Below are 25,865 nucleotides of genomic sequence, written 5' to 3'. Positions count from 1 at the left end.
ACATGAAGATGTTCCCTTTTTTTGTTGGTTTAGCGTATGATTTTATACCATTTCCTCTGCCTTTGATTCTTCTTGTTCTTTTGCGTTGGCTACCTGTTGTGAAATCCATTGGTAGGTTGTCGTGATACCTTCGACCAGAGGCCTGGAAGGTGCCCATCCTAACTTCTCTCTGATCAATGCGTTATCTGAATTACGTCCCCTTACGCCCAACGGTCCAGGAATATGTTTGATACGGATGGTCTTGCCTGCTACCTTAGCGACCATTTCTACCAGCTCGTTGATGGGCAGCATTTCTTCTGATCCGATATTTACTGGCCCGATGAAGTCGTCTTCCATCAATCTTCTGACAGCTTCCACGCATTCGTCAACAAACAGGAATGATCGGGTCTGCTTTCCGTCGCCCCAGATTTCAATCTCTCCACCATCTTCGGCTGTTGCTACCTTACGGCAAACGGCTGCAGGAACTTTTTCCTTACCGCCATCCCAGGTGCCTTCAGGTCCAAAGATATTATGGAAACGGGCGATTCGGACCTCCATCTGATAGTTCTTGTGGTAAGTTAAGAACAGTCTTTCGCTGAAAAGTTTCTCCCATCCGTATTCGCTGTCCGGAGAGGCAGGATATACCGTATCTTCTGAACATTTTGGATTATCAGGATCCATCTGGTTGTGCTCGGGATATACGCATGCAGATGAAGAGTAAAAAATCTTCTTAACATCATTCAGCCTGCTTATTTCCAACATATTCAGGTTAATCAGTGCTGAGTTGTGCATCACTGCGGCGTCGTTGTCGCCTGTAAAGAGGTACCCGGCACCGCCCATATCTGCGGCAAGCTGGTAAACTTCATCAATGGGTCTATCGAAGAGTGCCTTGCAAACTTCAAAGTCGCGAAGGTCTCCAACTACAAAGTCGTCAGCGTTTCGATTTCCATATTCGTGTGCTTTGATGTCTACGCCTCTGACCCAGTAACCTTCGCGCTTTAGACGGGTGACGAGATGTCCTCCGATAAATCCGCCTGCGCCACATACGATGGCTGTCTTTTTGTTGCTCATACTGTTTGATTAAGAAATTATTACTTTGTTTGTTATTGTTTTTATATGTGAATGCCCCGGTTGTCTTTCTGTGATTTTAAGGGGTATTTGTTTTCTTTTCAGATGCAACGTAGCAATATGAAAGAGTGTAACGGTCTTGAACATCAGGTAGATAAAGTATATCTCGCTGAAAGACAGTAATAAGGTGGTAGCCAGGGCTGCCAATGCCAGCTGGTTCTTTTCCTTCCCGGCAGAAGCCAGATGCCGATAGGACAGGTAAAGAGCAATAATGCTGAAAAGGAAAAATATCAGTCCGAACCTGGAAAGCAGGTCTGTTATTCCGTTTGTGCGGAGTACTTCTTTGTCTGAACCCTGGATCCTGGTGTCAGGATGTGAACCGCGGCCAAAGAACAGGGTTACAGCATTTTCCTTGATCTCTTTTAGATCGAGGTAAGCACTGGCCATTCGCGTATCACCGCCTTTTTTTAAGGCCTGGTATCTGGTTTCCTTTAGCTCTTTGTTAATCTTCTCGCCGAGAAAATCGATTTTCTGGAATGCGGTGAAGGCGATCAGTATAAAGATGATTATCGAACCCCATTTGATGATGGGGTTTTTGATACCTATAAAAAAGTACGCCATCGTGAAGAAGAGCAATGCAAGGTATGTTGTGGTGGAGAACGTTGTCAGGATCGCCGCCAGATATATCAGGTTTTCTTTTCTGAAGAGGGTATGATGAAGCAGTGTATTGAATATCAGTGCAAGCATCAGGTAGCCCCCGAAGGCTCCCGGTTCCCAGAAGGGTCCGCTGTTACGGATGAGTCCTGCAAAAAAGTCGGGCGGAAAGTGCATCAGCAGGATATTGTGCGACTGCGTCTTCCATCCGTAGACTTCCGTTGTAGTGACAGTATGGAAGGGCGACAGGGCGATCAGCTTGTCAACAAACGCCGGGTTAATCAGGATCGGAATGAACAGCACCACAGCGATGGCGGCAATGAACAGCAGGATCTTGTTGTAGGTGTAGATGAGATTGATACCGAGGACGGATACGCTGGCTGCCGCCGTAAAGAATAGTAGCACCTGATAAATAGCCGTTTTGAAATAGAAGACACCGTACCAGGCACCCTGGACAAACATGATCATTGAAAAGCAGGCGGTATAGATCAGGGCCAGGCGTAGGTTTGGCCGGTAATAGGCCAGTCCTAATGCTGTTATCGCCAGGATCACCATTTCAAACCGTGAGTTGTTGACAAAGAGCGGAAACCCTGACGATAGAATGATCAGGGAGACCAGCAGGATCTGGTAAGCCTTGTCGAACCATGCCGGTTTGCGGTAGCTGAGACCGTCTTGCATGATTATTGAATTCATGGATCTCAAAATCTTTTCAGGAAGTCTTTAAACGAACTGCCTTTTTTATTATGTGTATATCCCTGTTTATTATCCTGTTTATCGTAGTATTTATAGCCGTTATTGTAGCCATAGCCCGCCTTGGTAGTGTCCACTCCGTTGAAGATGATATTGAGGTTCTTCATCTTCTTTTCCGTGTACAGCTGATTAATATATTTCAAATGTGACTTGTAGGTATAACGATGTCTGATAACATACAAGTTCACGTCGCTCAGGCGGGAGAGAATCATTGCATCGGTCACGAGCTGAATAGGCGGTGTATCGATCAGTACTTCGTCAAAGTTCAGGGTGAGCCAGTCGATCAGTTCCTTCATCCTCGGTTTCTCCAGGAGTTCGGAAGGGAAGGTTGGCATGGTTCCTGAGCCGGCGACGTAAAGGTTTTCCTGAACGGAAGACGCCTGTATAATCGCTTCTTTGTTGACTTCGCCACTGAGGTAGTTGCTGATGCCGAGACCTGGAGCGATGTTGAAGTACCGGAAGATCATCGGATTTCTCATATCGAGCTCCAGGATGATTGTTCTTTTTCCGGAAGCTGCGAGGGCTGTGGCCAGGTTGCTGGTCACAAAACTCTTGCCTTCTCCCGACATACCGGATGTGAGCAATGTGACACGGCCCCTGCCGGTATGCTCTGTCAGATAATACAGGTTCGTTCGTAAGGACCGGAACTGCTCGGCAACCATACTTCTGGCGTTCTCCTGCATGACGAGCGGTGTAACCGACTCCTGATAGGCGAGCTCTCCCAGAATAGGTACCTGGCTATGGGACTGGATCTCGTCCGTGCTTTCGACTTTATTGTTCAGAAGGTCGCGACCAAATACTATTCCCATTGGCAGCAGCAGACCCATGAAGCCGGCAACTCCCAGAACAATTACTCTTACGGGGCTGTCGGGTCTGCCGAAATAGGCCTCATCTACCATGCGGCTCTCTGCTATCGTTGTGGCATAGCTAACTGCGGCTTCTTCGCGTTTTTGCAGGAGATAGATATATAGTTCTTCCTTAACTCCCTGCTGGCGCTTCATGGTCACAACCTGTCTTTCCTGTCCGGGCAGTTGTCTGATAGATGATTCAAATTTGGAGTTGAAATTCTGCAGCTGGTTCCTCGCAGAGATGAGGGATGATTTGATTCCACGAATATTGGAGCGCAACGATTGTCTTGTTGCGTCGATCTGTCTGTCTATGCTTTCGAAGACCGGGCTCCCTTCGGGAGTCGACTCCATCAGTTGTGTCCTTTGCAATTTGAGAGTGATCAGTTGGTTAACCAGAGCTATAAGGCCCGGATCGGTTATTCCCGCTGTTGCAGGTGCATTGTTTGAATTTGATGAATTGATGAAACGCTCTATCCCATTGACGACTTCCAGCTGTACATTCACTTCATTAAGCTTCATGTCGTTGTTTTTGACATTCTCCAGATAGAAGTCCGATTCCGAAGAAATGTCCATGATTCCCTTGCTGCTTTTGAAGCCCTCTACATCTTTTTCTGCGGATGTTAGTTCGCCGGTCAGAGATGCGAGCCTTGTATCGATGAAGTCAAGTGTGCTTTTGCGGATTTTGTTCTTATCATCAAGCGCTGCATTGCTGTATTCCTCGATGAGGTCATTGAGCAGGTCTTGCCCCCGCTCGGGGACGGTTTCCTTGATTGCCAGCTCTACTACTGTAGCATCTTTGTTGACGAGCTCTGCTGTGAGGTTTTCGACATAGGCATCGGTAACATCATTGGGGTTATTGATAGTAACGGTGATCGTTTTTCCGATATAGTCCGCAAGCGTTGCTGTTGTACCCACCTCCCATGGTCCAAAGTTATTCCTCAACCTCGTGTTGAAGGGAATGGTCTGCTCGATATCGCCATCTTTTAGGACGAAGCTTTTCTCGTCCTGGATTGTTATTTCAAACCTACGGGGCTCGGAGATATTCCTTGGAGGCGTGAGTAGTTTTACCTCTATTGGAGTAGTAGTGTAGGCCGATTTTTTCCTGACAGGACCTTGTTCCTGATAATCGATATACAGGCTGAGATTGCGCACTACATTGTACATGATGGATCGCGACTTGAGTAGTTCCAGCTCGTTCTCGACCAGAGTGCTTGACTTGAACATATTCAGTTCCTGTAACACGGGCTCGGTTCCGGTTCCTTTCTCCTCATCTTTGATCAGGAGGCGTGCCTTGACGGTATAGCCGGGAGCCTTCAGCTTCAGATATGCAAATGCCAGACACAGGCAAACGAGCAGAGATACGACAAAAAGCGGCCAGTGAAACAGCAGCTTGCCCATCATGTCGCGTACGTTGGCAGGCTTGCTGTCTCTTACGTAGTCGACAAACGGGGCATAGGGGATATTTTCAGTGTTCATATGAGCGATACTTCTTCAATGGTGAGGTAGATAGACAGGGTCAGGAGGAAGATCAGGAGTTAACAAAGATGTCCTGGCCTTTTGGAGTGTCAGGATGCTTCCTGGTAAGTAGAGGGTATTGAGCCAATCCGCTTTGCTGCAGCATGAAATTGAAAGAGAATACCGCATACATAACGGTATAGCGTTTCCAGAGTCGTTTGAAATCCTTTCCGAGTAAACGGTACATCCACTCGAATCCGGATTTGCGGATCCAATCGGGCGCCATTTTTATTCTTCCGCCAAAGAAGTCGAACGTAGCCCCTGACGCAATCAGGACGGAACCCTTGATTTTGAACAAGTGTTCGTCGATCCAGTAATCTTGTTTAGGCGTGCCCAGACCGACACATACAATGTCGGGCGCCAGGCGATTGATTTCATCAACAATAGCCTGGTCCTCTTCAGGGGTCAGATCCCTGAAGGGTGGGGAGTAGTATCCGACGATGTTGATATGCGGAAACTTTTCTTCAAGATATTCTTTCATTTTTACGCATACTTTGGGATCGCCACCGTACAGGTAAAAGGTGTAGTTGGTCGTCTTAGCATGCTCTGCCAGTTGCAGGATGGTGTCGGGAGCCGCAATGCGGTCACACGCCTGCTTATTAAACCGTCTTATCCATCTCACGAAAGGCATGCCGTCTGCGCCTACAATATCAGCTGAGTTGTAGATTCGCTTCAGGCGTTCGTTGCTGAGTGAGAGGGCGATGTTATAGGCATTTACGCAGGCAATATGGTAAGACCGACCTTGTTTGTTGGCTATCCAACCATCAATTTTCTTGAATAGTTCCTGATAAGTAACCGGATTCATCCCGATCCCGAGAAAGTTCACTTCGTTCATCATGCGCTTAAATCGTTTTATATAACCTGTTCAGCGAACCGATATAGTGGTCCAGATTATATGATATGTAAATGGTGTTTTTGGCATTTTTGCTTAGTATATGCAGCTTGTCGCGGTTATTTAAAAGCTGCTCTATTTTTTCTCCGAGCTGAGCAAGGCTTCCTTTTTTGACGATGAACCCGTTCTGAGAATCGCGAACGACGGTGCTGATCGAGGCATCATCAGAAACCAGGGGTACACAGCCGTGATTCATGCTCTCAAGCATGGCAATGGGCAAGCCCTCGCCATACAGGGAGGGTAGCAGGAAAACATGTGACTCGGCAAACGCCTGTACTTTTTGCTCTCCCTTCGCGATACCGCAATAAGTATAGTTCAGTCCCTCAATCGCAGAAAGGCGGGTCAGGAATTCCTCAAGATCAGGTCCGCTTCCATAAACTTTAAATTCAAAATCCTGAAGTTGTTTGCCCATTAAAGACAAGCATTCGGCGATCAGAAAGATACCTTTGGCTTTCACGATGCGCCCCATAAAAAGAAATGAGAGTCTGCCGGAAAAGTCCTTCGCGGAAGCTGTATTGTTGATCTCAACCGCGTTCGGCATAATATGGCAATGCGTATTGTATGCCGCTTCAACCTGTTGGCGTTCCAGCTCGCTAAGAACAACCCTTTGTGTTGCACTTTTTAGCAAGGTCTTGATCATCCAGTAGAATATCGATCTGCGCGGAGGTGGCTGCATGAGGAAATGTCCCCCATGAAGGTGAAGCAGTATCTTTCTTCTCAGGAGATACTTACCGGTAATAGCCAGGGGTGTGTCGCGGAGGATCGACATTGCCGTCAGATCGGTATTGAGATGAATAATATCAATCTGATGCCGTCTTACAAACGCGATATACCGGGGAAGTATGGTGAGCTGTGTCAATAGCCATTTCCATCCTTTCTTTTCTGAATCTTTTTTTCCCAGGCGGAAATGGAAGTAGGTATGTGTTGCTGAATTACGGGAGATGATGGTCTTTGTCAGACTGGAAATTCCGCTGATGTTCATGCTCTCATCAAGTGAAGGAGCAGTTATTAAAATATTGCACATTGTTGATTACCTGGTTTACGGCTGGGAGTTTATAAGGGAGAGCTGAGCAAGTAGTTTTTGCAGACTCTCCAGCAAACGTTCCTGACATGGAAGTACAGGTTCCCGGCGAAAAATGGTATAAAATGAATTGCGTTCCTGGTCGCGATAAGCGAGTAAAAATAAATATGCTTCAGCGAGTAGGAAGACCTGAAGTCTGTTAAAAGTGTATAGGCTTCCTTAAGCGTCAGGCGCTGTTTTCCGTCCAGATTATAAGCGAATTGAGGAAGCTCGTATACGATTGCACCGTAGCTGACCAGCAGCTTATATCCCTTTTTCTTGGCCCTCAAGGGTATGTCCATATCGCCCCGATGTTTGAATCGTTGCTGGTCGAATAATCCCACTTCTTCGAAGGCGGCTTTCGGAATGTAGAGTCCCCGTCCATACAAATCAAAGGACGGCGTTGTATAGTCTTTACTGAGGTTGTCCCTGTGCTGTAGATGGTTAATTTTCTTTTCCCTGGCGAACCAGGGATGCATCTGCCTTCCGCCGTAGAGTATACGGTCTTTGCTTTCCAGGGTGGAGGTAGCGCAGCCGATTAATGCGCCGGGATGCATTTCGATATCCCCAATGTATTTGATCAGCCAGTCGGGATCTAGTGCAACATCATCATTTTGAAGAATGATTCCTTTCAGATTCTGAAATCGGTTAAGCGCGTAGCTGATCCCCATATTCACTGAACCTGTCCACCAGAGGTCGCCCGTGCCAACAAGTATGCGGATCTGCGGGTAGTGAAGCCCTATCCATTCCTTGCTGCCGTCTGTGGAGCCATCATCGACCACGATGACCTCTATTGCAGCAGGCCTGGAGGAGGAGCGGGTATAATTCGCGACTGCAGCCATGATGTATTTCAGGCCTTCTTTCGTCACCTGAAGTCTATTGTAAATAGGTATAACTATTGCATACACGTTCGATGTGCTCATGTGATTAACGATATATATTAGACAGGACTATTGCTATGATCGATAATCCGGAAAGTACAAGGGAGGCGGTGCGGTATCCGCGGTCAACGGTAGCAAATTTGGTGCGGTCCGGCTGCACATATATCTCATCGTTGTTCTTCAGATAAAAGTAAGGCGAGTTAAAGATATTTTTGCTGGTCAGGTCGAGTCTTACCATCTTACGTTCACCTTTTTCGGTACGGATAAGAAGGACGTTTTTGCGCATAGCGGTGATGTTGAGGTCGCCCGCGAGACTTAATGCCTGAGTTACTGTAGTTCGTTCGTTTTCAAGGGTATACATGTCCGGCTTAAGGACGTCTCCATAAATCGCTACTTTGAAGTTGATGATCCGGATATTCACCACCGGATCCTTGTAATACGCCGACAAAGCTTTCGTCATGTTATCTCTTAGCTGGGTGGTAGTAAGTCCCTGAACCATTAGCTTACCAATAAGCGGTAGATGAATACGCCCTTCTTCATCTACCCGGTAGCCGATGACTGGATTGTCAGGTGTCACGGCATAAGCGCCACTAACCGTATTCAGGTTGTAGTTGAAGATCGTTGCTGTTTCCGGATTTTTGCTGGTTGCATTGATGGCCAGCAGATCTGAAGGACTTATTGTTAACGGAGATTCATTCGAAACCGGTTGTCTGACCTCACCAGACTGGCTAAGGTCTTGATAGTATGGGATCTGCTGGTAGCTGCTGCATGAAGATAAAAAAATCGCGATCAGCATGACTGCATAAGTACGGATGTTTTGCATATGAGAAAGGAGTTAGAATGGCGGGGTTATTACAGAGCTTCGCCACTTCACTTACAGTGGGCCAGTGCTTTGTTGTTGTGGGCTAAGCTGACATAACGTGTAGCTCGAGCCCCTTTTGACGATATAAAAGTAGCACTTATGCATATGATTTTTCCGAATTCGGCTATGATGTATAACTATGTGTGTATTAGACAGGATATTTTGAGAATTTCCGGTTACTCCTGATATGAAAAACCGACTATCGGTGATTATTAGTGAAGTTTCAGGCGGATCTCAACACACGATTCTTACAAACATGTGAATTATTACAATTAATTTCTTTAACCAAGATGTCGTAATTAGATAGTGTTCGCCTGTCTGACGAAAGTTTTTCTTGCGAGGCGTTATAGTTCGGCTAGCAAGGCTAGTTTATTCATTTCCAGTGTGTAAAATGCGTTTTTTTGCGCTATATTAAGTGTAACCATTTGTGATAAGCTGAGTATAAGTGAGAAATTAAGGGAGTAAATCCCAATTAATCATCTTACATACATATCATGAAGCATGCCTTTGCATTTTTAATCGCTTTTTCTTTGCTTAGTTGTAAAAAAGACCCGCAAGAAAACGCAGTTGTTCCTGTCGATCCGGTAGAAGCTGGCCCAGAAAAGCCGGATGAACTCGCAGCCTTAAACGTTAAAAAGAAATTTAATCTTCGTCCGAGTACCACTCTGAATCAGGCCAAAGCCATTAACGCACTGATCCAGAATGACAAAAAGCTGTTCTTCCCTAAGGGAACATATATAATCGACGATGTTCTCCAGATCGCTAACGTGAAAAACGTGATGCTGGCGGGAGAAAAAGGAACGATCTTCAAAACTACACGTAACAACAAGATTATTCAGATTTCCGGAAATGTAAAGAATTTGGAGATCAAAGGGATTTCATTTATATCAAGCCTTGAAAGCAATCATCATGATACAGAGGGGATGATTTTTGTATCCAACTACGGTTCACAGGATTTAATTGACGGCCTTTTAATCAAGGGATGTACATTTACTAATCCAAAGACACATTCAAATGCCATCAAGCTAATAAGTGAGGGTGAAAATTCGATGGTTAAGAACATCCGGATCATCGAGAATAAGTTTGAAAGTGTAGGCAGAATGGGTGTTGAATTCCAAAATCATCTTAAATCACCTGTCAAAGCACGCTTCAGGGATTATAGCATCTCGAATAATACCTTTCATGACATTGGCACCATCCAGGCATGGCCGGCACCATCGTCTATCTCAGTAAGCGGTTACGGATTGAACGGGAAGATAAACCATAACAAGATTACTGAAATGCGGATGCATACTTCGAACTATATCTATTACGGGATTGAAAATGCCGGTACTGTGGGTCTGGAAACGATCGGGAATTATATGAAATCGTCTAAACATGGGTTTACCGGAATTCTGGGATCCAGCCCTTCAGAGGAAGAGTCAAGAGCTACAGGACAACCGATGAAAAGTAACTGGGTGATCAAGGATAACATCATGGAACTTAGCGGGAATAGTGATATGGCTAAAATCAGAGGTATGGAGCTTACTTATGCCGACGGTTATACAGTATCCAATAACAAAATTCATGTTGACGGTATGGCCATTATGTTTATTGGCAGCAAGAATGGAAACATCAGCAAGAACGATATCCGTTCAGGTGGTAACAATGTTCTTTACTTCAAAGATAATTCATCCGCTAATACGGTTACCCAGAACGTTATTGACGGAAGTATAGGTGAAGATCATGGATTGATCATGTTCTATGGTTCAACCGTGAGAAACAACCGCGTATTTGACAATAAAATGATCTCTACAGGTGGAAAAACGGGTGCTTTTGTGAACCTTGGCGGTGCATCCGCAAACGGAAACTAGGCACCAGCCCTCTGAATAGCAATGCGCCTCCGGATCGGTACAGGAAAGCTTTCCTGGACCTGATTCGGGGGCGCATCGTTTTAGGTCGCCCAGATTCCTCTCGCACGGTCGCTGAGGAGTTTGCTTACCTGGATTCGCTGGATGACGAGTCCGATGAGACTCGATAGTGTAATCCCGGTGATGACGCCTGCACTGCTGTTGAGGTATCTGGAAATGAATACAGCCCCTAACAGGTAAACAATTATACCTGGCACGGCTAAAAGAGAGGTGAGCCTGACCTTACCCATACCATTGATAAATGCAGAGTAGGGTGCCTGGAACATATAAATGATAGCGTAAAGAGCCATAGCCAGAGAAATAGTAAAGGGGATTTCAACCTTGCCTTTGAGCCAAATATGGTAGAGAGGGTTGCTTATGGCTAAAAGAAGCAGCACGCCCGCACTGAAAAGTACAGACAAGTAGTTGAGGCGTCTGAGCATTTTTTTCAGATAGTCAAAGTCTCCCAGGGCGTAAGCCTCCGTCACGGACGACCAGATAGGCGACAGGCACAAGGTCATAACCATGATGGTTGCGTTAAAAATGGTGAAGGCTATGTTATACAGGATGACCTCGCCCGGATTGAAGAGGTTGGCAACCAGTATATTCGCGCTCGCGTAGATGATTAGGGCGGTTACCTGTACGATGAAGAACTGCGAGCTCAGAAGGAACAGGGGCTTGCTGTAGGAAAGGCGAACTTGCGAAATGGAGGGTTGAAGCTCCTTGAAGCGCGTTTTGAAGGAGATGACTGAAAAAGTAAAGTAGACCAGAACCGGGGTAAGGGTAATGATTGCGGAAAGGAGTATGAGATTTCCAGGAGGCATGAACAGGGAGACAAGACCTACCCCAATCAAGCTTCCCAGGCTGCTGACCGTATTGATCAGATCGTTCATGGACGACTGCTGATGCGCCAGGAAGATTACGCCGATGAGTTGGAAGAAGAATCTGAGGATGGTGCCTGAAAAAGCAATGGAGGTGACAACGAGCAGCTCTTGTGGAGAGATCAGCTTCGAATTCAGGAAGCTGTTCCAGGGAATGAACTGGTTAACTGCATTGAAGGTAATTAGCAAACCCAGGGTGATTAAGCCGAGAAGGGCGTAGGTTGTGCTGATGTATGTTCGCCCCAGTTGCAGGTCTTTATCGGCGAGAGCTTCGGTAAGTTTGTTTCGGAGACCATTTCCCAGGCCGATGTCAAAAAGTGTCACCCAGTTTGTCACGGTTACGAGAGTCAGCCAGATGCCGTACTTCTCATTATCCAGATAGTTCAGAAGCAGGGGGACATAGATAAATGAGATGATAACGCTGACGCCCTTGAGCAAAAAGGAGTACAATGCTTGTCGGATCACCACTGATGTTCGGTTCTGTTCCTTAAAAACGGCGTTGTATAGCGAGGCTACTTTGTTCATGCGGAAAGTCTTGACTTTATATATCCAATCAATGTGTCTTGTATCTTTAAGCAACCGGAAACGAGTTTACCTCCTCGTGTCAGATGTAAACTCCCTCGGATCCATAAGTCGTTATATACATCGGGTTGCTTCCTCAAAAGCAGACTGATACAATTCTTAAATGTTAACGGTTTAGCAAGAGGGTAGGAGCGGGCATGGTTTTGATCTTCGCTGATCGATACGCTCCCGAAAATTCTGGCGTCGAGAGGACTAGGCCTGTTGCAGAAATCTGCGAGCAGTATTTCCGTCATGGTCGTCCAGTTGGCTGGGTTCGTAAGCTGCTGCTTGTCCATATTTTTCAGGTTCGAGCAGAAAAGATCTGTGAATGCCAGGATGGATGCTTGCTGAACCTCTAGTCCCCAGTCAAGAGCTTCGCGGTTCTTTTCCTCTTTGAATACAGGATCGATACGGTCGTTGTTTCTATTATAGCCCACGACACTACCGTGGGTTGCTTCGACGAATTTTTCGAGTATGACCACATTGTTGAACCTGTTCAGCTGGTTTTCTTCGTCATAGTACCAGGCGAAAAGTTTGTCTTCTTCGGAAGCTTTTAGTCGCTGACGCAATCCGAAGTAAAACCCGATCAGTCCGTCTACAGGCTTGATGCCTGCAACATCCATAACCCGACTGAGAGATCTTTGTAGCCTTCCGTTCCAGCCTATATCTACGAATGCTATCCTGGCTTCCGGATGGATGCCCTCCTGCTCCAGGTAGGAGACCAGTATCCTTCTGGCCGATTCGGCGCGCTCCAGCACGAGGGTTTTGAACCCTGACGAATGGTGTAAGATGTGCCGGAGCCTCTTTCTTTCTTCTGCATTTAAGTTGTTATGCCAGGACGGCCGGCTAAACCCCTTTTCCGAGAGATAGTCTTCCAATTGCTCCGGTTTCAGGCCCACGCGGTTAAAGATCAGTTCTACTGAGAAAAAGGAAGTGTCGTCATATAGCCAGTCAAGCTGGTCCCAACTTTTACTGGTCACGGCAGGCAGATGAAATGCCTGACGGGATCCGTAAAAATATTTGCACTCGAGGTCAAGTTGCATTGCCTGGTTGATTCGGTCAGCTATCTGCTTCAGGATCTGACCATCCCGGGAAATGAAGTGCAATGTTTTTAATCCTTTTTTCTTCGCTTCCAGTAACGTCCACAGCGTGAACCCAAAAAGGATAGGCGCAATCACGGTCGAACTGATATGATGAATATGACGGCTCGGGAGATCCTGGTGAATGCCGTTCAATCGGCTCAGCCGGATGGTACTTGAAATCCGCGAGCGAAAATCAGCGGGCAGCTCTGCAGTGCTGTTGATCAAATGCTCCCTTCCCCGGACCCCGAAATGGGAGTAATGTATGGCATTGATCCCTAGTGATTTTGGTACCTGGTAGTCCGAAATGAGGTTATCCCCTGTATGCGTGAGCTCCGAAGGGCTTATGTTAAAATGATTTAATACTTTTTGAAAAAGTTTGCCGGAATATTTGGTTTCTCTATAATCAGAAGATACAAAAAGCTCATCACTATGACATTCAATGTTATTCGCATTTAATGCCCTTTTGATGACGCGGGAGGGAAGGTACATGTCTGAGATGAAGATCACCTGATGCCCATCGTTCCTCAGTGACTTTACCTTATTCACGTGAGGCAGGATACCTGCGAGGCTGGAAAGTTCCAGTTCGATCTCCATCTGCTCCATTTCCTGCCGAAGATTTTCTGATAACTTAAGTTTAAGACAAATAAGCTGGTATATCTCTGATAGCGTGATTTCCTGAGTTGTGGCAGTAGAGCGGGCTTCTAACTCTGAAGAAACGCGGAGTTGAACCCAATCTCCGGGTGGCATTTTAATGATGTTTCTCCTGATCAGCTCATGAGCCATTGAGTGAAACAGATCGACAGGTTCTGAGTAGCATCGCGTAAGAAGGGTATCGAAAACGTCGAACGAATATATTTTCTTCATAGATTGAACACATGGAACGATCCCAAAAATACTTCTTCATCCCTTTCCTGTCTCACAATGCTTGACGCTTGTATAACTATGTGTAAAAATTGAGGCAAATGTGAACCGGGGCCTGCATCATCCAAAAAAGTCAGTACAGTCATTTTTCCATACGTGTTTCGTGGGGATATTTGCTTCAAAGCGAAATACTTATGGAAACTCTAAGAAAGATAGTTGAATACATACAGCAGGTACTGAGAGACCTGGATTAGGTGCCCGCGTCTTGGGACGTTTTAGGAGGCGACAAAAGTAAGAAGGCGAGGTGTATAACCCCGCCTTCTTACTTTATTTTGACTTTTTGCTCATCTTCAGCACAAGTAATGCCGTTAGTGCCAGGCCTACAGCAATCTTTGTAACAGCCGCTTTGCGATTATATTTCCATTCAGCGTTCCACCCTCTCTCCGCAAAAATGTTCGGAATATGTCCTCGCTTTAAATCATCAACAATTCCTTCAACTACGTTTATGCGGTCGGCCAGGATAAGCGGGAGCCAATGTCCGTAGTGGTTTTCGCTGTATTGAAAGGCCTTCCTCCTGATCATCCCGCTGAGGCCAGAAGGTGGGGTTGACGTTCCAAAGACCGCAGTGACGTTAGGACGCTCGTTTGAGTGCAGTACCTCAATATCGACGAACTGCTGGGTTGGGCGTTCCCAGGTGTAGCCTTTATGTTCTTCATTACTGCGTTTTTTCATTGGGTACGTGGGATCATTCTTCGGATCAGCATCAATTGCCCAGCCGTTCTTGTCCTTATATTTTTCTTCTAGTGAGTTTTCCATGGTCGTATGTTTTAAATTCTAGCTGCCGGCGGAATCAGAATGGGCTTAATACAGTTGTCGAGCTTCGCTGAGAATATATGGTATGCATCAGCGGCTTCTTCCAAAGGAATCCGGTGAGTGATGATTCCCTTAGGATCAAGTCGCCCTGCCTGCACATGTTCAATCATTTTGGGTAATAGTCGTTTGACTGAAGCCTGGTTTGCCCGGATGGTAATACCTTTGTTGACGACATTGCCAATTGGAACCAGATTATCAGTTGGACCGTACACTCCGACGATAGATACAATTCCACCTTTTTTTACCGAGTTTATCGCCCAGTGAAGAGCTGTGGCAGACCCGGCCTGAAGCAGCATCTTTCTTCCAGTAATTGTTTGCATGGTGTTACCAGCTGCATCACCGCCAACAGCGTCGATACATACATCGGCTCCCATCCAGTCAGTCGTCTTCTTGATGAATACCACTGGATCTTCCAGAGACCTGAAGTTATATGCTTCGCAGTCGGCGTAGTTGCGGACAAACTCGAGTCTGTATTCAAGATGGTCAATGACAATCACTCGTCCGGCACCAAAGAGCCATGAGCATTTAGCAGCCATAATTCCGATAGGGCCGGCTCCGAAGATAACTACGGTGTCGCCCTTCTGAATGCCAGCCATTTCTGCCGCCTGGTAGGCGGTAGGCACTACATCCGTCAGTAATACCGCGTCATCAGGATCCATGCCATCAGGAATAACGGTCGGCCCTACGTTCGCATAGGGCACTCTTACGTACTCTGCCTGGCCACCATCGTAGCCTCCGGCCGTATGGGAGTATCCGAAAATACCACCCACCGCGGTTGCCTCGGGGTTTGATTCATGACAGTTGCCATATAGCTCCTGCTTGCAGAATGCGCATTTCCCACAGGCAATGTTAAAGGGAACCATGACATGATCTCCCACTTTAAGTTTCGTCACTCCCGGACCTATATCCTCTACAACACCAATGAATTCATGGCCAAAAGTCATGCCGACACGTGTGTCGGGAACCAGTCCGCCATAGAGGTGTAAGTCAGATCCGCAAATGCAGGACCGGGTCACGCGAACAATGGCATCGTCCGGATGCAATATTTCCGGATAGGGCTTTTGATCAACACGGATCCTGAAGGGGCCCCGGTAGTTTGTCGCTAACATAGAAGTCCTTTCTTCTTTAGATATTGAATGTTTTTCATCTTTTGGTTATTTATTAGGTAAAGCAGATGAAGAGAAAACACGTTACATCAGATGATGTTTGCCCGATTGTGAATTAGCACGTCAGCGGTTGTCCTTGATTGTTTATACTTTAAGAAAATAAAAATAATTAAAGCAGCTCAATGGAATTTTTGTTGCTATTGAAAAACATCTATTACTATGGGAAAAACTAAAAATGGCGTGTTTGTGCCGCCAAAAGGAAAGCCATCAGGCAGTGGAAGAGAAGGTTCAGGGCTTAAAGATGCTTTTGCAGTGACCGACCTGAAGACGGATGAAGAGCTTGCAGAGCGTTTCATGGAAGGTCCCGACCAGACTTCAGACAACGTTAGTGTAAGGCACCCCAACAGAAATGTAAATAAGGGGCGCGAGGATGAACCCGATCAATAATCGCTGTTCAAAGGATTAACAAATGCGGGGCCTCAGGGGCCCTGTATAAAAAAGATGATGATGATGGAAGATTTAGTAAAAGAAAAATTTACAGAGCTCACTAATTATAAGGCTTCTACGTGTGTATCTATTTATCTGCCAACTCACAAATCCGGTGCAGAGATCAATGAGAAGCAGGACTTGATTGTATTCAAGAACAATTTACAGGAGTGTGCGAGACTTCTGGCTGCCAAAGGAAAAGAGAAGTTGGAAATCGACAAGTTGCTGCAGCCGGCGTACGACCTTCTGAAGCATGAAACTTTCTGGTATCAGCTTTCTGACGGGCTGGCGGTTTTTATCGCTGATGGATTTTTCAAGGCGTATCGTATTCCGATAAAGGTTAAGGAAGAACTTCACGTGAACAGTTCATTTTATCTGAGCCCGTTAATTCCATATATTACCCATACGGCGTATTTCTATCTTCTGGTATTTAGTAAGGATGCCTGCAACTTCTATAGGGGGAACGGGTATGGAATGCAGAAAGTTGAGGTAGAAGGTCTGCCTCTGGGAATGGATGATGTGATCCACTTTGAAGAAAAGGACGAAAGGAAGCTTTTCCGCGGTGGCGGGAACGCCCCAGGTGCAGAGGCCAATTTTCATGGCCATGGAAGCGGTCTTGCCGACGAGAAAGAGTATATCGCTCAGTATCTTAAAGAGGTAGATCAAACGTTGTGGACCGAGGTGCTGGCCAACGAAAAGGCACCCTTGATCCTTTCTTCAGTCGAGTATATGGTTGGCTACTACCGGCAGAACTCACGCTACAAACATATCGCAGAAGAAAACATCACGGGCAATTTTGATCACGAAGGATTAAATGCCCTGTACGAAAGAGCAAAGAAGATCGCGGAGCCACTGCTAAAGGAGGAGGCGAAGAAGGCGCTGCATAATTATTATAATCAGGTAGCGACAGACCTCACTACTTCTATGCCCGAAAAGATCATTCCGGCGAGCTACTATGCCCAGATATCTGACCTCTTCGTCATGGAAAATTTCCACGTATGGGGTACATTCAACGAGGCGGATAACAAGCTTGTTGTTCATCCTGAAAAGCAGGAAGGTGATGAATGCTTAGTCAACAAAGCCATCATCAATACCTTATCTAATGGAGGGGCTGTTTATGTTCTTCCAAAGGAAAAGATGCCAAAAGAAAGTTCGATGGCAGCTTTTCTGAGGTTCAAGGCTTAGTTTTTATCAAATTAAAAGAAAGAGGTATCTTTCATTCTGCGACGTGTTTTACGCAATCGCCGGGTGATAAATACCTCTTTCTTTGCTATGATAAACCATTGAAGACGCGAATATGTTAGTCCTATGATTACTTGTTCACTATGAAGAATACATTCACCCTGCTTTGCGCAACTGTTTTCCTTGCCTCCTGCGGAGGAAATAATACTCCTTCAAACGTGCAGGCCCCGGGCGACGAAAAGACCTCTAAAGATCGTCTGTTAGAGACCGGCGCTGACCTGCTACAGAGTAAGAATCCTCTTAGGCATTTTAATACTTATCTGGACGGTTTTCATTTCTACAATGGAAACCCTGAAGCACAGATGGAAGCTCACCACTATGTACAGCAGCTTAACGAAGACGTGCATCAGGCGATCATTTTCGACGGCAACGGTAAAGATGCCAAAATCATGGGTATTGAATATATCATCTCGGAGGCTCTGTTCAAAAAACTTCCGGAAGAAGAGAAAAAATTATGGCATAGCCATCAATACGAGGTGAAGTCGGGTACTCTCATAGCACCGGGCATTCCGCAGGCTGCGGAGCATGAGCTAATGGAGAAACTCGTATCGACTTATGGAAAGACCATCCATACCTGGCATACCGATCAGGAGCGATCACTGCCGGTAGGTTCTCCGATGATCATGATGGGCTTCACAAAGGACGGGCAGATACACCCGCATCTTGTTGAAGAGAGAGATAAGCGTTTTGGCGTTTCAACCGCTAAAATCCGCGAGCAGAGGAAGGATATCGTTGCTCCTCCGGTAGCCTCAGGAGCCAATGCCTGGGAACGGGGAGAAGTCAGACAATTTACAGTTAGTAATAAGGCTGATTCTGCGCAGCATAAACACCAGATCAAATAAGCACTATTGTTCATGATGAAAGAGACTAATCAATTTTCGGCTCCTGTTCCTAACGGGGTTCTATTTATTGTTGGCGGACACGAAGACAAGGGAGATCAGGAGCCAGAGAAGAAAGGTGCGACAAAGCCCCTGGAGGTATTGAAAGCCTTCGTGGGCCTCATAAAAAAGGAAAACCCAGTCATTGAGTTGGTTACCAGCGGCAGCTCTGACGGAGAAGCCTATTTCGCCGACTACAAAAGGGCCTTTGGTGAGCTTGGGGTAAGCGAGCTTGGCCATATACATCATGATATCAGGTCAGATATTCTCCAAGAGGAGTTTCAAAGCGAGATCGTCCAACGTGCCAGCCAGGCTGATGCGGTTTACTTTAGCGGTGGCGATCAGCTGAAGTTGACTTCCATATACGGGGGAACCAGATTTCTAAGGACCCTGAAAGAGCGGTATATTTTTGATAAGCTGATTGTAGGAGGAACGAGCGCAGGCGCCATGGCCCTATCTACACCTATGATTTACGCGGGGAATAAGGAAGTACAACAGATCGCGGGTGGGATCAAAGTCACTACCGGATTGGAATTCCTGAAAGATGTATGCATCGATACCCACTTTGTGGATCGTAGCAGGTTTGTTCGGATGGCTCAGGTAATTGCCAGCAATCCTACATGTATAGGAGTGGGTATTGAGGAGGATACTGCGGTGATTGTTCGCAATGGAGAGGATGCAGAAGTTGTGGGCAGCGGTATCGTCATCGTCGTGGAAGGTTTCGGTATTACCGATTCGAACATTCTGGATCATGGATCGACAGAAAAAATATACATCCACGACCTTAATGTAAGGATGTTGTCTGCAGGTTGCGCTTATAAAATACCGCGGAATAATCCGCCACACTGGTAGTTTTTTACTACGTACTTTCCTTTCAAAAACGGTATTTATACATTAAACCCGATCGTGATGTAGTTGTTGTTCAGGTGATTAGTTAATTTATCTTTTACCATCTAAAATCTACACTATGTTTTTTCACGACAAAAGGACCCAGTACACTGTAAGGGTCGACAAACCGGATCCACAATTTGCGAGGCTGCTTCAGCAAGCTATTGGCGGAATAGAGGGTGAAATCAGAGTATGTTTGCAATACCTTTTCCAGGCATGGGGAAATCGCGGCCCGACGAAGTACCGCGACATGCTCCTTGAGACAGGAACTGAGGAGATTTCCCATATTGAAATGCTTTGTACCGCAGTTGCGTTAAACCTGGAAGGTGCGTCTGGGGGAGTGATTGACCAGATTGTTACGGCGAACCCTGTTGTAAAGGAAATTATGGGCGGTATGGATCCCCGTCATTATTTATCGACTGGTCTTGCCGCGATGGCTGCCGATGCGAACGGGGTACCTTTTAACGGTTCATGGGTGGTTGCGAGTGGCAATCTTGCAGCGGATATGTACGCAAATGTAATGGCGGAATCGACAGGCCGGGTGCTTGCCACCAGACTCTGGAACTCAACCGAAGATCCAGGAATGAAAGATATGCTATCTTTCCTTATCGCACGTGACACCATGCACCAAAACCAATGGCTCGCTGTCCTCGAAGAGTTGGGTGGCTTGAAGAGCGTTCATCCTATTCCGAACAGTTTCCCGCAGACTGAAGGGCCAAGCGAGTTTAACTACGCTTTTGTGTCTACAAATCTCGATCACCCTGAAAATCCCGGCACCCGCTGGAGCCAGGGGCCATCGATCGATGGCAAGGGCGAGTTTACGTTTGTTCACGGTGTTCCTTTGGGTTCTGAACCCAAATTAAGTCCTCCGATTCCTGAGGCATACGCCCAGATGGAGCAAATGAAGCCAGACGGCACTAATAATATAGCCGATAGTCTGTTATAGTTCTCAGCAAGATGAATAACCCGTAAAGAATCGTTACGGGTTATTCATCTTGCTGAGAATCCTAAAGATGGTACACCCGTATGTTGGTATCTGCACCTGCAGGTGAAGACAGATCGTGCTGTTTTGCATTAACCAGGTGCCAAATGCCCCTCTCGTTGTCAAGAAGCAGATCAAGGGTGTTGTTAACAAGTTCCCTTACGTCTGTGGAAGTGAATGAAACTCGCTGTATCCGCTTAGATGATAGCGGCTTTTGACTGTGGTTAAAGTCAGATGTTGAAAACAGCCCCGTCCGAATCATGAGCGTGTCAGGGTTCTGTAACATGACATAGTGTTCGGTAAGCAGATCTGCTGAAAATGTTGCCATTTTCATGTTGTGCCTTTTGGCAAAGGCTGCAAGGGCTCCGGATTTTCTCGCGATGTTCAAATCCGGTCCCGAACTGGTGTATCTTCGGGAGTATGTCTGACTGTCGATCGCGTCTACTATCGCCCAAATCTTCGTTTCAGGGAACAGGTCTTTAGGGCTTGATCCTCCAGTGAGGTGAAGTTCTTCACGACTAACCAGTTTGTAAGGTATATTTCTAAGCTCACACAAGCGTGCGAATGTGCCGCCCATCACACCTGATTTTGCAACAATGAGTAGAACCGGTCCTACTGATTTAGATATCGCGGATCTTAACGGAATGGTTTTATGATATAAGATGCGAATATCGCGTTCCCACCATCCTTTCTGCTTCAGTAATGGATGTCTGGGCTTGACATCCATTACTGAAGCAGAAAGGATAAGGGAGCTCATCGCCGTAGGTCTCGGGCTTCCTGATGAAACGTCAAAAACTCCCGCTTCATAATCGCCGCATTCTTCCCTGAGCAGACAGTTCCAGCCAAACGAGCCCAGCAGTGCCCATGCGGTTACTGCACGGACGTCCGCTTGTTCTTTCCCGAGCCTGCGCGCATCCTGAAGTACACGGTTAAACCACCTCATCTGTTCTTCCCGTGTGCAATGGAGATGAACTTCCGTAACAGCGATTGGAAGCTTGTATCTGTTCCATACCTCCTTTAGTATCCGATAGGGACCGTATGCTTTTCTACAGCCGACCCTGACTACCTCAACATCCGCGTACTGATGTTTCCCGTTTCCGCCGTGTGTATGCGGAGGATATATGCCTAACCTTTCATCAATATATCGTTCAGAGGTAAGATAGTGGTTGATGCCGATGATATCGGGTGGACAGGGATTTTCCAGGAAGAATTCCAGGTCAGCTTCGGAGATGCCGTTCTGGACCAAATATTTGTAGAGCGGGTGATTTAAACCCACTTTACCACAAAGAAGATCCAGGCTAAGCCAGCGCCTGTGATTTTCAAAATCGGCCTGGTAACGTAGGGCAGGGGTGCTATGCGTTCTGCCCATATCCTCTGTCTGTACCAACATCGCACCGGGGTTAATCTTTCTGATGCTCTGCATGGCCAGTACCGTGGCCTTACATTCGTTTATAAGAATGCGAAGAAACGTTTCGGAGCTTGATCCATGTGGATGCCAGATACCGTAAAGGCCGCAAAACCGCGCCGTTGTTAATGGTTCATTTACCGGCGTGTAATAGTTAATCCAGGGGAACTCAGTGGCGACCTTTCCAGCATAGTCAGCGAGCCCGTTTACGAAGGACTCGTCGGCAATGCTTACATAAGCAGGTCCGCTACCGTGGTGAACCAAGCCAACGATGGGCTCTACATGTAGCTCAAGTAGCCGGGATAGCCTTTGGGAAGTGCTCGTCCAGTCGATCTCTTGACCATTTTCAGGCTGATGTTTTTCCCAAAGAACAGGATACCTTAATTTTTTAATACCTAAGCCGGCAAGCAGGTCAAGATCGCTGAGGCGATCATAGTGCCCTGAATACTCCAACTGGTCCATGTATCTGTCTCCAACACGGTTTATCGTACATTCAATTCCTCCCCAAATCTCCATGTTTAAAAAAATTATGTCGCCCCTTTTCAGGTGCGACAGGGTTATCTTGATTCTTCTAAATCGGATAGGGTTAGCTGGCGAGCGAAATTTTACCCTTATTTTTCAATGTATTACGGATCTTGGACGTCATGGATGCGTAGGTGTTGTCCCAGCAATTGTCAGCAAGAAATTCATCGGATTTTGTTAGCCATGAAGTCTTGTCGCCCACCGCCAACTCCTGCTCAGCGTAACCGATAAACTCTTCAGCGGTGCGGCCTATATGCACGAGCTTGTTCACTCCATATGGATGAACGACATCCCGGATAGGTGTTGATATAACAGGCCGTCCTGCGCTCATGTATTCAGGGGTCTTAGTTGGACTGATAAATCGTGTAGACTCGTTCAGTAAGAACGGAATCAATGCGATATCCCATCCTGAAAGATATGCAGGTAACTCTTTATAGCTCTTCTGACCGAGGTAATGGATGTTTTTGTTTCGTGGAAGGATATCGGGAGATATCTTGACAACTGGCCCAATAAGGATGAGCTGCCATTCTGGACGCGCATCAGCCATACTTCTGATCAGTTCAATATCGAACCGCTCGTCGATCACTCCATAGAAGCCTAATTTAATTCCCTTGATTCTAGCCTGATCCTCGGGCTCAGAAATATGTACCCGTGCAGCGGCAAAGTGATCCTTGTCAATACTGCTTGGAAACGGGAAAATATTTGCATGCTGATTTTTCTTCGCTTCGTATAGAGCCTGGCCGCCCGTGAACACGATATCAGCTTTGTTCATCAGCTGTTTTTCCAGTTCTTTTAGCTTAGCAGGTGCATTTTTAAAGGCTGAAAGCTCATCCATGCAATCAAATATGGTGATTTTAGGATTGTACTTCGATGTGAAGTTCAAAGCCATTGGGGTATAGTACCAAAAGGCAAAGTCTTCAACTGTTTTCGTCGCAAAGAACTTGTCAAGCAACTGCGTTAAAACAGAGTCGACATCTGCCTCTTCGGATTTTGAAATTAAGGGAACCCCTACCCATAGGTTGGGAAGCTTTCTGCTGAATTGAATCGTCGATTCAGGTTCCTCAGTAAACATAGGTTCCTCTAAAAAATACACAATACAGTCGTTTGCAAAGCGACTTAACAGATGTTGTGGACGTTGGTATACAAAGTCCCATCTCAAGTGCGAAAAGCACATCAAATAAGGCGGTATTTCTTTCATAGTTTTCGTGATTAATTAAATAACGCAAATGCCCAAAAATGGTTTTAGTGAGAAAATCAAAACGCAATGGTATGAACGATTGTTAGTTAGTACCGATAATCAGCTGCCTATGAATGTTAAGAATAAGTTTATGTTTGCTACCGGGATAGAAAATAGCTATCCTATGATTACCCTTCCGGATGGTACCAGAAAGCGGGTCGATGAAATGGAGAAGTGCGGTCATTACAAGCACTGGAAGCAAGACTTTCATCTTGTAAAAGAGATGGGGATTGAATTTCTGCGTTATGGTCCGCCATACTTCAGCGTAAATACAGGTCCGGGTCAGTATGACTGGAGTTTCGTTGATGAGACGTTCAGGTATCTGGAAGAACTCAAAATTACCCCGATAGTTGATTTGTGTCATTTTGGCCTACCCGACTGGCTTGAAAATTTCCAAAATCCTGACTTTCCAGTTCATTTTGAAGAATATGCCCTGGCTTTCGCGAAACGCTATCCCTACATACAGTTTTACACGCCGGTGAATGAGATTTTCGTCACCGCTGCTTTTTCAGGGCAGTATGGCTGGTGGAATGAAAAAGGTACATCTGATCGGACTTTTGTCACAGCACTGAAGCACCTGTGTCAGGCAAATGTGCTGGCGATGAACGCCATTCTCACGGTTCAACCGGAGGCGATTTTTGTCCAGAGCGAGTCATCTGAGTATTTCCACCCGGAGACCCCAGACTGCGATCATCTGGCAACCTTTCTCAATCAACGTCGCTTCCTTTCGTTGGACTTAAGTTATGGTTATCCCATTAGTGTGTCCATGTATGAGTATTTGCTCGAAAACGGTATGACCAAGAAAGAGTATCGTTGGTTTGAAAATAATGTGATTAAAGGCAGCTGTGTGATGGGGAACGATTATTATGTCACTAATGAACATATGGTGCATGAGGACGGTTCAACATCTGCTGCCGGGGAAATTTTCGGGTATTATGTGATTACACGCCAGTATTATAGCCGGTATAAGTTGCCGATCATGCATACGGAAACTAACATTGCTGAGCCAAATGCAGTGAGGTGGCTCCAAACCCAGTGGGCAAATGTGAGACGATTAAAACGCGATGGTATACCCATATATGGTTTTACCTGGTATAGCCTCACTGATCAGGTTGACTGGGATTCGGCTCTGAGAGACGATGCCGGCAGAGTGAACAGCCTTGGATTGTATGATCTGGACAGGAAAATAAGGCCAGTTGGACAGGCCTATAAAGAACTTATCAGGCAGTGGCAGCCAGCGCTTGAGGATGAAAAATATGTCCTGCATTTTAAGCCGGGGATACACCAGTAACAAAAGAAGAAAAAGAGACTATGATAATCTCTTTTTCCTCTTTTTTCTGAAGTTTAGTTTTAACTTACTAACTACAGATTTATCTGTAATAATTAGTTCTTTAGTGCAATACCATGATCCATGAGAAATATAACTCGCTTCTGGCTGGTTGTGTTGGTTAAGATCTGGCAGCATCTTCATCAGGTGATCGCTCGCTTCATATCCGCTTTTCATAACTTTCTGTATTTGTTTATGTTAACAATTAATTTGATAGATTGTTTCAAAAAAAGAGTTTTTTATTGAATGAAGGAGATTGTGGTTTGTGATCGTTACCTGAATTTCCCGGCAGTTGTGTAGTCTGGTTAGCAAACTTGCCTTTAAGAAGTAGAACTATCGTAGAACGATATGAATGATGTTATAGAAAGTGTAGAAGATTACCTTCGCACTATAAAGGAACATAAAAAAAGGAACGTTAAGGAAGGGAACACGGAAGACTTCCTATTTCGTGGACAGGTGAATGATTTACCTTTAGTTCCCAAGATCGCCCGGCTCAAGCCTCATGGAGATCTGTTTGACGTCGAACGCAGGCTGGTGGAGGAATTTAAGCGGATTAACCCATTGCTACTCGATAAAACCGGAGCGTTAAACGATTGGGATTATCTGACCCTCGGACAGCAGTATGGTCTTCCCACGCGCCTTCTTGATTGGTCAAATAATGCATTAACAGCGCTTTGGTTCGCCACAGATGCCGTGCTGGCCGAATCGATGAAGTCAGAACAAGCAATAGTTTGGGTGCTCATGGCAGAGAAGGTCGATTTGGAGCTTGATACTTTACAGAAAAGCCCCTTTCAGATTTCACAAACGAAGATTTTCAGGCCGCGCATAATCAAGCAACGCATCAACAATCAGTCGGGTATGTTTTCTATCCATTCCAATGAGTCCCTGTCTCAGAAGGAGGCGATGAACGAAGCGGAGCATTATCATAAGAAGCTTTTAAAGCTTAAGATCTCCACAAACAGTTTTGTGGACATACGATCAGATTTAAATACGCTTGGCGTAAATGCATTTACGATTTTTCCTGAGCTGGATGGCCTGTGTTCATTCTTGCAATGGAAATATTTTGATTGACCCACTCTTTCACGAGTCTTCTCATAATGGTTCTCATATTTATAATGTGCTGATAATCATGTGCA

Annotated in this window: 21 protein-coding genes; 8 read left to right on the top strand and 13 right to left on the bottom strand. The window is 45.9% G+C overall.

Annotation, left to right across the window (positions count from 1 at the left end):
* Positions 1 to 42: 42 nt before the first annotated feature.
* Genes ACKI5J_RS15555 through ACKI5J_RS15525 form a run of 7 tightly spaced genes read right to left on the bottom strand, consistent with a single transcriptional unit; the run spans position 43 to position 8,470 of the window.
* On the bottom strand, positions 43 to 1,050 hold the full coding sequence (locus ACKI5J_RS15555; RefSeq protein WP_407430404.1) for an NAD-dependent epimerase/dehydratase family protein: 1,008 nt from the start codon (positions 1,048 to 1,050) through the stop codon (positions 43 to 45).
* Between the two features lie 9 nt (positions 1,051 to 1,059).
* On the bottom strand, positions 1,060 to 2,394 hold the full coding sequence (locus ACKI5J_RS15550; RefSeq protein WP_407430403.1) for a hypothetical protein: 1,335 nt from the start codon (positions 2,392 to 2,394) through the stop codon (positions 1,060 to 1,062).
* A gap of 5 nt (positions 2,395 to 2,399) precedes the next feature.
* A complete protein-coding gene (locus tag ACKI5J_RS15545) occupies positions 2,400 to 4,775 on the bottom strand; it encodes a GumC family protein (protein ID WP_407430402.1) in 2,376 nt (791 codons plus the stop codon).
* Between the two features lie 52 nt (positions 4,776 to 4,827).
* Positions 4,828 to 5,652, bottom strand: a complete 825-nt coding sequence (locus ACKI5J_RS15540) for a WecB/TagA/CpsF family glycosyltransferase (RefSeq protein WP_407430401.1) — start codon at positions 5,650 to 5,652, stop codon at positions 4,828 to 4,830.
* Between the two features lie 4 nt (positions 5,653 to 5,656).
* Entirely contained in the window at positions 5,657 to 6,730 is a 1,074-nt protein-coding gene (locus tag ACKI5J_RS15535) for a glycosyltransferase family 4 protein (protein ID WP_407430400.1), read from the bottom strand.
* 29 nt (positions 6,731 to 6,759) lie between these two features.
* Positions 6,760 to 7,689: a glycosyltransferase family 2 protein gene (locus ACKI5J_RS15530; RefSeq protein ID WP_407430399.1), complete on the bottom strand. Its 930-nt coding sequence runs from the start codon at positions 7,687 to 7,689 to the stop codon at positions 6,760 to 6,762.
* A 4-nt stretch (positions 7,690 to 7,693) separates the two neighbouring features.
* On the bottom strand, positions 7,694 to 8,470 hold the full coding sequence (locus ACKI5J_RS15525) for a polysaccharide biosynthesis/export family protein (RefSeq protein WP_407430398.1): 777 nt from the start codon (positions 8,468 to 8,470) through the stop codon (positions 7,694 to 7,696).
* A gap of 533 nt (positions 8,471 to 9,003) precedes the next feature.
* Here ACKI5J_RS15525 and ACKI5J_RS15520 point away from each other — a divergent pair.
* Entirely contained in the window at positions 9,004 to 10,362 is a 1,359-nt protein-coding gene (locus tag ACKI5J_RS15520; RefSeq protein ID WP_407430397.1) for a right-handed parallel beta-helix repeat-containing protein, read from the top strand.
* 80 nt (positions 10,363 to 10,442) lie between these two features.
* Here the strand turns inward: ACKI5J_RS15520 and ACKI5J_RS15515 are convergent, their stop codons facing one another.
* From ACKI5J_RS15515 to ACKI5J_RS15500, 4 genes are all read right to left on the bottom strand, one after another.
* Entirely contained in the window at positions 10,443 to 11,804 is a 1,362-nt protein-coding gene (locus ACKI5J_RS15515) for a lipopolysaccharide biosynthesis protein (RefSeq protein ID WP_407430396.1), read from the bottom strand.
* Positions 11,801 to 13,786, bottom strand: coding sequence for an HAD family hydrolase (locus ACKI5J_RS15510; RefSeq protein ID WP_407430395.1), 1,986 nt, complete (start codon positions 13,784 to 13,786; stop codon positions 11,801 to 11,803). The genes ACKI5J_RS15515 and ACKI5J_RS15510 overlap by 4 nt, the downstream gene beginning before the upstream one ends.
* A gap of 324 nt (positions 13,787 to 14,110) precedes the next feature.
* Entirely contained in the window at positions 14,111 to 14,599 is a 489-nt protein-coding gene (locus ACKI5J_RS15505) for a hypothetical protein (RefSeq protein WP_407430394.1), read from the bottom strand.
* An 11-nt stretch (positions 14,600 to 14,610) separates the two neighbouring features.
* Entirely contained in the window at positions 14,611 to 15,765 is a 1,155-nt protein-coding gene (locus tag ACKI5J_RS15500; RefSeq protein ID WP_407430393.1) for a zinc-dependent alcohol dehydrogenase, read from the bottom strand.
* A 216-nt stretch (positions 15,766 to 15,981) separates the two neighbouring features.
* Between ACKI5J_RS15500 and ACKI5J_RS15495 the strand changes: the two genes are divergently transcribed.
* The 5 genes from ACKI5J_RS15495 to ACKI5J_RS15475 all read left to right on the top strand — a co-directional run bounded on the left by ACKI5J_RS15495 (position 15,982) and on the right by ACKI5J_RS15475 (position 20,202).
* Positions 15,982 to 16,209 carry a hypothetical protein gene (locus ACKI5J_RS15495; protein ID WP_407430392.1) on the top strand — a complete coding sequence of 76 codons (228 nt, stop codon included), beginning with the start codon at positions 15,982 to 15,984 and terminating at the stop codon, positions 16,207 to 16,209.
* 63 nt (positions 16,210 to 16,272) lie between these two features.
* Positions 16,273 to 17,433, top strand: a complete 1,161-nt coding sequence (locus tag ACKI5J_RS15490; RefSeq protein WP_407430391.1) for a hypothetical protein — start codon at positions 16,273 to 16,275, stop codon at positions 17,431 to 17,433.
* Between the two features lie 140 nt (positions 17,434 to 17,573).
* Entirely contained in the window at positions 17,574 to 18,332 is a 759-nt protein-coding gene (locus ACKI5J_RS15485; RefSeq protein ID WP_407430390.1) for an OBAP family protein, read from the top strand.
* Positions 18,333 to 18,344: 12 nt separating this feature from the next.
* Complete coding sequence (locus tag ACKI5J_RS15480) at positions 18,345 to 19,220, top strand: cyanophycinase (RefSeq protein ID WP_407430389.1); 876 nt, start codon at positions 18,345 to 18,347, stop codon at positions 19,218 to 19,220.
* Between the two features lie 115 nt (positions 19,221 to 19,335).
* Positions 19,336 to 20,202, top strand: coding sequence for a manganese catalase family protein (locus ACKI5J_RS15475; RefSeq protein ID WP_407430388.1), 867 nt, complete (start codon positions 19,336 to 19,338; stop codon positions 20,200 to 20,202).
* Positions 20,203 to 20,263: 61 nt separating this feature from the next.
* Here the strand turns inward: ACKI5J_RS15475 and ACKI5J_RS15470 are convergent, their stop codons facing one another.
* Both ACKI5J_RS15470 and ACKI5J_RS15465 read right to left on the bottom strand, forming a co-directional pair.
* Positions 20,264 to 22,159, bottom strand: a complete 1,896-nt coding sequence (locus ACKI5J_RS15470) for a family 1 glycosylhydrolase (protein WP_407430387.1) — start codon at positions 22,157 to 22,159, stop codon at positions 20,264 to 20,266.
* A gap of 70 nt (positions 22,160 to 22,229) precedes the next feature.
* Positions 22,230 to 23,363, bottom strand: a complete 1,134-nt coding sequence (locus ACKI5J_RS15465; protein ID WP_407430386.1) for a glycosyltransferase family 1 protein — start codon at positions 23,361 to 23,363, stop codon at positions 22,230 to 22,232.
* 109 nt (positions 23,364 to 23,472) lie between these two features.
* Between ACKI5J_RS15465 and ACKI5J_RS15460 the strand changes: the two genes are divergently transcribed.
* Together ACKI5J_RS15460 and ACKI5J_RS15455 are read left to right on the top strand one after the other, a co-directional pair.
* Positions 23,473 to 24,693: a family 1 glycosylhydrolase gene (locus ACKI5J_RS15460; protein ID WP_407430385.1), complete on the top strand. Its 1,221-nt coding sequence runs from the start codon at positions 23,473 to 23,475 to the stop codon at positions 24,691 to 24,693.
* Positions 24,694 to 25,077: 384 nt separating this feature from the next.
* A complete protein-coding gene (locus ACKI5J_RS15455) occupies positions 25,078 to 25,800 on the top strand; it encodes an FRG domain-containing protein (RefSeq protein WP_407430384.1) in 723 nt (240 codons plus the stop codon).
* Positions 25,801 to 25,865: the final 65 nt, after the last annotated feature.

Source organism: Arcticibacter sp., from assembly GCF_045629565.1.
GTDB lineage: Bacteria > Bacteroidota > Bacteroidia > Sphingobacteriales > Sphingobacteriaceae > Arcticibacter.
This window is presented reverse-complemented; position numbering and strand designations above follow the sequence as displayed.

What these genes read in the sequence shown, in the direction of transcription:
- ACKI5J_RS15555 (WP_407430404.1), bottom strand. Translation starts at nt 1,050, where the DNA reads ATGAGCAACAAAAAGACAGCCATCGTATGTGGCGCAGGCGGATTTATC.
- ACKI5J_RS15550 (WP_407430403.1), bottom strand. Translation starts at nt 2,394, where the DNA reads ATGAATTCAATAATCATGCAAGACGGTCTCAGCTACCGCAAACCGGCA.
- ACKI5J_RS15545 (WP_407430402.1), bottom strand. Translation starts at nt 4,775, where the DNA reads ATGAACACTGAAAATATCCCCTATGCCCCGTTTGTCGACTACGTAAGA.
- ACKI5J_RS15540 (WP_407430401.1), bottom strand. Translation starts at nt 5,652, where the DNA reads ATGATGAACGAAGTGAACTTTCTCGGGATCGGGATGAATCCGGTTACT.
- ACKI5J_RS15535 (WP_407430400.1), bottom strand. Translation starts at nt 6,730, where the DNA reads ATGTGCAATATTTTAATAACTGCTCCTTCACTTGATGAGAGCATGAAC.
- ACKI5J_RS15530 (WP_407430399.1), bottom strand. Translation starts at nt 7,689, where the DNA reads ATGAGCACATCGAACGTGTATGCAATAGTTATACCTATTTACAATAGA.
- ACKI5J_RS15525 (WP_407430398.1), bottom strand. Translation starts at nt 8,470, where the DNA reads ATGCAAAACATCCGTACTTATGCAGTCATGCTGATCGCGATTTTTTTA.
- ACKI5J_RS15520 (WP_407430397.1), top strand. Translation starts at nt 9,004, where the DNA reads ATGAAGCATGCCTTTGCATTTTTAATCGCTTTTTCTTTGCTTAGTTGT.
- ACKI5J_RS15515 (WP_407430396.1), bottom strand. Translation starts at nt 11,804, where the DNA reads ATGAACAAAGTAGCCTCGCTATACAACGCCGTTTTTAAGGAACAGAAC.
- ACKI5J_RS15510 (WP_407430395.1), bottom strand. Translation starts at nt 13,786, where the DNA reads ATGAAGAAAATATATTCGTTCGACGTTTTCGATACCCTTCTTACGCGA.
- ACKI5J_RS15505 (WP_407430394.1), bottom strand. Translation starts at nt 14,599, where the DNA reads ATGGAAAACTCACTAGAAGAAAAATATAAGGACAAGAACGGCTGGGCA.
- ACKI5J_RS15500 (WP_407430393.1), bottom strand. Translation starts at nt 15,765, where the DNA reads ATGTTAGCGACAAACTACCGGGGCCCCTTCAGGATCCGTGTTGATCAA.
- ACKI5J_RS15495 (WP_407430392.1), top strand. Translation starts at nt 15,982, where the DNA reads ATGGGAAAAACTAAAAATGGCGTGTTTGTGCCGCCAAAAGGAAAGCCA.
- ACKI5J_RS15490 (WP_407430391.1), top strand. Translation starts at nt 16,273, where the DNA reads ATGGAAGATTTAGTAAAAGAAAAATTTACAGAGCTCACTAATTATAAG.
- ACKI5J_RS15485 (WP_407430390.1), top strand. Translation starts at nt 17,574, where the DNA reads ATGAAGAATACATTCACCCTGCTTTGCGCAACTGTTTTCCTTGCCTCC.
- ACKI5J_RS15480 (WP_407430389.1), top strand. Translation starts at nt 18,345, where the DNA reads ATGATGAAAGAGACTAATCAATTTTCGGCTCCTGTTCCTAACGGGGTT.
- ACKI5J_RS15475 (WP_407430388.1), top strand. Translation starts at nt 19,336, where the DNA reads ATGTTTTTTCACGACAAAAGGACCCAGTACACTGTAAGGGTCGACAAA.
- ACKI5J_RS15470 (WP_407430387.1), bottom strand. Translation starts at nt 22,159, where the DNA reads ATGGAGATTTGGGGAGGAATTGAATGTACGATAAACCGTGTTGGAGAC.
- ACKI5J_RS15465 (WP_407430386.1), bottom strand. Translation starts at nt 23,363, where the DNA reads ATGAAAGAAATACCGCCTTATTTGATGTGCTTTTCGCACTTGAGATGG.
- ACKI5J_RS15460 (WP_407430385.1), top strand. Translation starts at nt 23,473, where the DNA reads ATGAATGTTAAGAATAAGTTTATGTTTGCTACCGGGATAGAAAATAGC.
- ACKI5J_RS15455 (WP_407430384.1), top strand. Translation starts at nt 25,078, where the DNA reads ATGAATGATGTTATAGAAAGTGTAGAAGATTACCTTCGCACTATAAAG.